Genomic DNA, 5,381 nt, shown 5'->3' with positions numbered 1-5,381 from the left:
TGTGTTTGCTGTACCCTTTTTTCAAGATTAGATAGTTCTTTTTTGCTGTGTGATATATTAAAGCCCGTGGGCTTCCATATTGAGGGAATCCACGGGCTTTATTGCGCTTTTTTTACAGCGCCTATCACATTGTGCTTTTCCGATGAGATTTTGAAACTTTTGCATACTCCAATGAAAATAATGTTGTTGACATCTGATCATGTTAGAATTATCCTGGCAGGTGTGGGACTTTGCTTTTACACTCTCGCCAAAGAACCTCTTTTGCGACTATCCTTCAAGAAAAAATCTTGGAAGGATTGCAGTTTTGGTGAAGTGGTGCGAATGCCGACCGCTGCCTCAGTTCAGCAATCTGTCATGAATTTCGGCATACTTATGATACAAGGACTGGTAAATAGTTTTGGAACGGCTGTAATGGCGGCTTTTACAGTGCCGTTCATAATTGTTAAATTAAGCTGTCAGCTTATATGATTTTCCAACAAATACTTGGCTGATTTAGTTTATCTTATTGTATGTTATAACAAAAAACCATTTTTTTGTTGAAATACAAAAAAACGTATCGTTTAAAGTTGACTTTTTGAATAGAATGTGATAAAATTATTATTGTACGGTTTATTTTTTGGGAAAATAACGAAAATATCAACAATAGGGTGAATAATTCAAATGAAAAAAAATTACACTATCAAGGATCTTCTGGTACTTCTTCTCGGAAAGGTTTGGTATATCGTTGCCGCTTCAATAGTGTGTGCGATACTGGCCCTTTTCGTATCAAAATTTGTTATGAGTAAGCAGTATCAGTCACACGTTTCAATGTATGTTAAAAGTGCTGATAATCAGTCAACGGGTCAGGATAAGACTAATGTTGACTTACAGGATATTAACGCTTCAAAGTCATTGGTACAGACCTATATTGTTATACTTACTGATGACCCGGTAATGAACGAGGTAAGCGATAAGCTTCTTGAGATGTATACTCCTGAACAGCTTGCTCCTTATTTTACTGTAACGAGCGGCAGGGTTTCAAATGACGGCCTGAGAAATGCTTATAGCATGACCGCTGTAAATCAGACAGAGGTACTTCAGATAACTGCCACAACAACCAATGCAAAGCTTTCTTCTGACCTTTGTAACATCATGGCTGACGTCGCTCCAAGCTTTCTTATAAGAGTTATCGGTGCAGGCTCAGTTGAAAAGATAGGTGATGCTGAAGTTTACAATACACCTGTTTCTCCTAACACCACTAAAAATGTTGCCCTTGGCTTTGTTGGTGGCTTGATGGTGGCTGTTCTAGTGATACTTGTTATCGACTTCTTCGACAACACTGTAAAGAATTCTGATGAGCTTGGCGACATTTATCAGAAGCCTATCGTTGGTGAGATAATGAATATTGGCGGAAAGACTTCTAAAAAGGATGAAGGTTCTTCTGCTGACAGAAAAAAACAGCTTCTGTTCAATAATAAGGATATACCGTTTAATATTGTAGAGAACTACAAAACAATGCGTACAAACCTTATGTTTACACTTTCTACAACACGAAATAAGATAGTTGTCGTTTCTAGCCCTAATCCAAGTGAGGGTAAGTCTGTAACAGTTGCAAACCTTGCAGCTTCAATGGCTGAAACAGAAAATAAGGTACTTCTTATTGACGCTGATATGAGAAGACCTGTTCAGCACAGAAACTTCAAGTTAAAAAACAATGTTGGACTTTCAACAATACTGAGTGGTGAAAGCACATTTGATAAGTGTGTGCATGAAACCAAGAATGGCAATTTTGCTGTTCTTACATCAGGCGTTTTGCCTCCAAACCCGTCAGAGCTTCTTGCTTCTGAGAAAATGCGTGAATTGCTTGAATATGTTCAGCATAAGTATGATTATGTTATTGTCGACGGAACCCCGCTGCTTCCTGTAACTGACGTAATGAGCCTTGCAGACGAGGTCGCAGGCGTTCTTCTTGTGGCAAGATATGGCAGAACTACATATCAGGAGATAGAGGAGTCTATGAAGAAGCTTGAGATAGGCGATTGCAATCTGCTTGGGTTCGTTCTTAATGATATTTCCGCAAAGAACGGTTCTCATTACGGATACAAGTATAGCTACAAGTATAAATATGACTACAGCTATAAATACGGTGGGAAAGATGCTTCTGCCGAAAGTTAAATGACATGGAGATGTTAGATTGACTACCGATTATCACAGCCACATACTGCCGAATATTGATGACGGCTCTGACAGCATCAAAACATCACTTAAAATGATAAAAATGATGAAACAGCAGGGCATAGGTATAATTGTTGCAACACCACATTTTTATATGCACAGGGAAGCTTCTTTAGACAGTTATCTTGTCAAACGGCAAAATGCTTATGAGAAGCTCATGGCGGCTGACCCTGCCGTGAAGGATATACATATTGGTGCTGAGGTGGCTATAGAAAAGGGCATCAGCGTATTAGGAGAACTTGAAAAGCTGTGTATCAGCGGAACACGACTTATTCTTCTTGAACCACCATTCACTCAGTATAACAGTTGGATCGTCGAGGAGATAGACGAGATAGCAAATTCTCGAAGGCTTATTCCGATAATCGCCCATGTACATAGATATATGGGCGTTTATTCAAAGTCAGATCTGAAAAGTCTGATGTCTGTGGATGCAGTTTTTCAGATAAATGCAGAAGCTTTTGAGCATTTTTCCACAAGACGTTTTGTTAATAAGCTTATTTCAAGTGGCAGAGATTTTGTCTTTGGAAGCGATGCTCATAATATTGATGATAGAAAACCTAACTTTGATCTTATAGCTAAAAGATCTGGAAGTGAAAATATAAGACGTTCTGATAAAGTACTCATGTCTGCTATGGCTGACGAAGAAAGAATGTTTGCTTTTTAAGTATAGAAAAAATATTGATGATATTATAAATAGCCTGCACTGTGCCATTGAGGGGTGGCCATGGTGTGATCTTATTCATTGCTTTAATTGAGCGGAGGTATGTTTTATTTATGGAGAAAACAAGCGAAAACACAGTTCAGGTGTGGAAAAACAAAAAGATAAAGCATTGGATGCTTATTGCATTCTTTCTGTGTTTCTATGATATTGTTGCCGTAAATCTATCCTACATTTTCGGACTTTTCATCAGATTTGACCTTACTTTTTCTGCAATACCAAAAGAGTATATGCTTGCCTATGTAAAGTTTGCTCCAATATATACAGCTTTCTGTGTTGTGGTGTTTTTTGTGTTCAAGCTTTATAATAGTTTGTGGAGATTTGCTAGCATTGGCGAACTGTCAAGGATATTTTTGGCTTCGATAGTTACTACCATATTCCAGGCTGTGGGTATTACATTACTCTTCATGAGAATGCCTGTGGCTTACTATATAGTAGGAGCGGGAACTCAGTTCGTGCTTATAACGGCAGTGCGTTTTGCCTATAGATATGTCACCCTTTTAAGAGCAAAACAGGTAACAAATCGGGTGGCAGTGCATAATGCAATGGTCATTGGTGCAGGTGCTTCGGGTCAGATGATCCTTAAAGAGCTTACGATGTCAGAACGTGCAAATGCAAGACCACTCTGCATAATCGATGATAACCCAAATAAGTGGGGAAGAAATATCGGAGGAGTTCCTATCGTCGGTGGCCGTGATTGCATTATGGAAAGCGTCAAAAAGTATAATATTGATCAGATCCTTTTTGCAATTCCAACTGCATCACCTGAGAACAAAAGGGATATCCTTAATATTTGTAAGGAAACCGGCTGTGAGATGAAACAGCTTCCGGGCGTTTATCAGATAACAAATGGTGAGGTGCTTCTCAGCAAGATGAAGCCTGTTGCGGTCGAGGATCTGCTTGGAAGAGAGCCTATCAGAGTAAACATGGACGAGATATTCCAGCACCTTAAGGGTAAGACCATATTGGTAACAGGTGGTGGTGGCTCTATCGGAAGCGAGCTTTGCCGACAGATAGCAGGTCATGAGCCTAAACAGCTTATCATATTTGACATTTATGAAAACAATGCTTATGAAATAGAGCAGGAGCTTAAACGTAAATATGGCAGTAAACTCAATCTTGTGACGCTTATCGGCTCTGTTCGTGACAGCAGACGTATCAATGACGTTTTTGAAAAATACAAGCCTGATATCGTTTATCACGCTGCAGCACATAAGCACGTTCCGCTTATGGAAACAAGCCCTAATGAAGCTATCAAAAACAATGTTGTTGGTACATACAAGACAGCCTATGCCGCTTTGAAGCATGGCACAAAGAGGTTTGTGCTTATAAGCACTGATAAGGCTGTAAACCCTACTAATATTATGGGTGCAAGTAAAAGACTCTGCGAAATGGTCATCCAGAGCATGGACGCTATCAGCAAGGCAGGCAGAACAGATCTTCTACCTATGCTTCATGCACACGTTGATGAAATGACAGACGGTATGCTTGAGAACGATCCGATAGACGAGATAGCTGTTGATAATATAGAGAGCAGTGAAGCGGTTAAGATCGAAAGCGTTGGCAATAAGGACAGAAATGGCACACAGTTTGTTGCAGTTCGTTTTGGAAACGTTCTTGGAAGCAACGGCTCTGTGATCCCACTGTTCAAAAAGCAGATAGAAGCAGGCGGTCCTGTTACTGTTACTCACCCTGATATCATAAGATATTTCATGACTATACCTGAGGCTGTGAGCCTTGTTCTTCAGGCAGGCACATACGCATGGGGCGGCGAGATATTTGTCCTTGATATGGGTGCGCCTGTGAAGATAGACACACTTGCGAGAAATCTTATCAGACTTTCAGGCTATAAGCCTGATGTAGATATCAAGATAGTTTACTCAGGTCTGCGTCCTGGCGAGAAGCTTTTTGAGGAGAAGCTTATGGCAGAGGAGGGCATGATGAAAACGGACAATGAGCTTATCCATATCGGAAAGCCTATACTGTTTGACACAGAAACGTTCCTTGGTCAGCTTGGAGAGCTTGCTCGTGCAAGCTATAACAATGACGAAAATATCGTTGAAATGGTCGAAAAGATCGTTCCAACATTCAGTCCTGTAGGTGATAAACCAACAGGTAATGAAAAATATGGCAGAAACGCTGTTGCAGTTTCTGCGGCAACATAATGAAAGATCCATATTTCAGCACTGCGGGGATTTCTGCGGTGCTGTTTTTATGCCTGAAATTTCACACTTTTTCTTGATGTGTAGGTTTGTCAATCATATTGGACACTATTATTAAGAAATTCGATAGGCGAAAACCATTTGAGGGGACGCATAGGACGGTTGTTTGTTCGACTTAAACGTGCAGCTAGCTGCACGTTTAAGTCGTCGCAGGAATAAAACCTATGGCACGAATAGAATTTGTTGTGATCTTCTCGGTGACTGCGCTCTACTTTGCCATTGTGCCT

At 40.2% G+C, this 5,381-nt stretch carries 4 protein-coding genes; all 4 read left to right on the top strand.

Features of this window, described 5'->3' with window-relative positions; genetic code table 11:
- The first annotated feature begins 171 nt into the window (after positions 1 to 171).
- The 4 genes from WS40_RS09915 to WS40_RS09900 all read left to right on the top strand — a co-directional run bounded on the left by WS40_RS09915 (position 172) and on the right by WS40_RS09900 (position 5,097).
- Positions 172 to 468, top strand: coding sequence for a hypothetical protein (locus tag WS40_RS09915; RefSeq protein ID WP_325208527.1), 297 nt, complete (start codon positions 172 to 174; stop codon positions 466 to 468).
- Between the two features lie 192 nt (positions 469 to 660).
- Complete coding sequence (locus WS40_RS11655) at positions 661 to 2,154, top strand: polysaccharide biosynthesis tyrosine autokinase (protein ID WP_118125259.1); 1,494 nt, start codon at positions 661 to 663, stop codon at positions 2,152 to 2,154.
- 19 nt (positions 2,155 to 2,173) lie between these two features.
- The gene (locus WS40_RS09905) at positions 2,174 to 2,878 is read left to right on the top strand and encodes a CpsB/CapC family capsule biosynthesis tyrosine phosphatase (RefSeq protein ID WP_046441977.1); all 705 of its coding nucleotides are present in this window, start codon (positions 2,174 to 2,176) and stop codon (positions 2,876 to 2,878) included.
- Between the two features lie 110 nt (positions 2,879 to 2,988).
- Positions 2,989 to 5,097, top strand: coding sequence for a polysaccharide biosynthesis protein (locus WS40_RS09900; RefSeq protein ID WP_046441976.1), 2,109 nt, complete (start codon positions 2,989 to 2,991; stop codon positions 5,095 to 5,097).
- The last annotated feature ends 284 nt before the right edge of the window (positions 5,098 to 5,381 follow it).

Source organism: Ruminococcus sp. N15.MGS-57 (assembly GCF_000980385.1).
GTDB lineage: Bacteria > Bacillota > Clostridia > Oscillospirales > Ruminococcaceae > Hominimerdicola > Hominimerdicola aceti.
The sequence above is the reverse complement of the archived record's forward strand: the minus strand, read 5'-3'. Positions and strand labels throughout refer to the sequence as shown.

Coding starts and splice junctions, on each gene's coding strand:
- WS40_RS09915 (WP_325208527.1), top strand. CDS start 172: ATGAAAATAATGTTGTTGACATCTGATCATGTTAGAATTATCCTGGCA.
- WS40_RS11655 (WP_118125259.1), top strand. CDS start 661: ATGAAAAAAAATTACACTATCAAGGATCTTCTGGTACTTCTTCTCGGA.
- WS40_RS09900 (WP_046441976.1), top strand. CDS start 2,989: ATGGAGAAAACAAGCGAAAACACAGTTCAGGTGTGGAAAAACAAAAAG.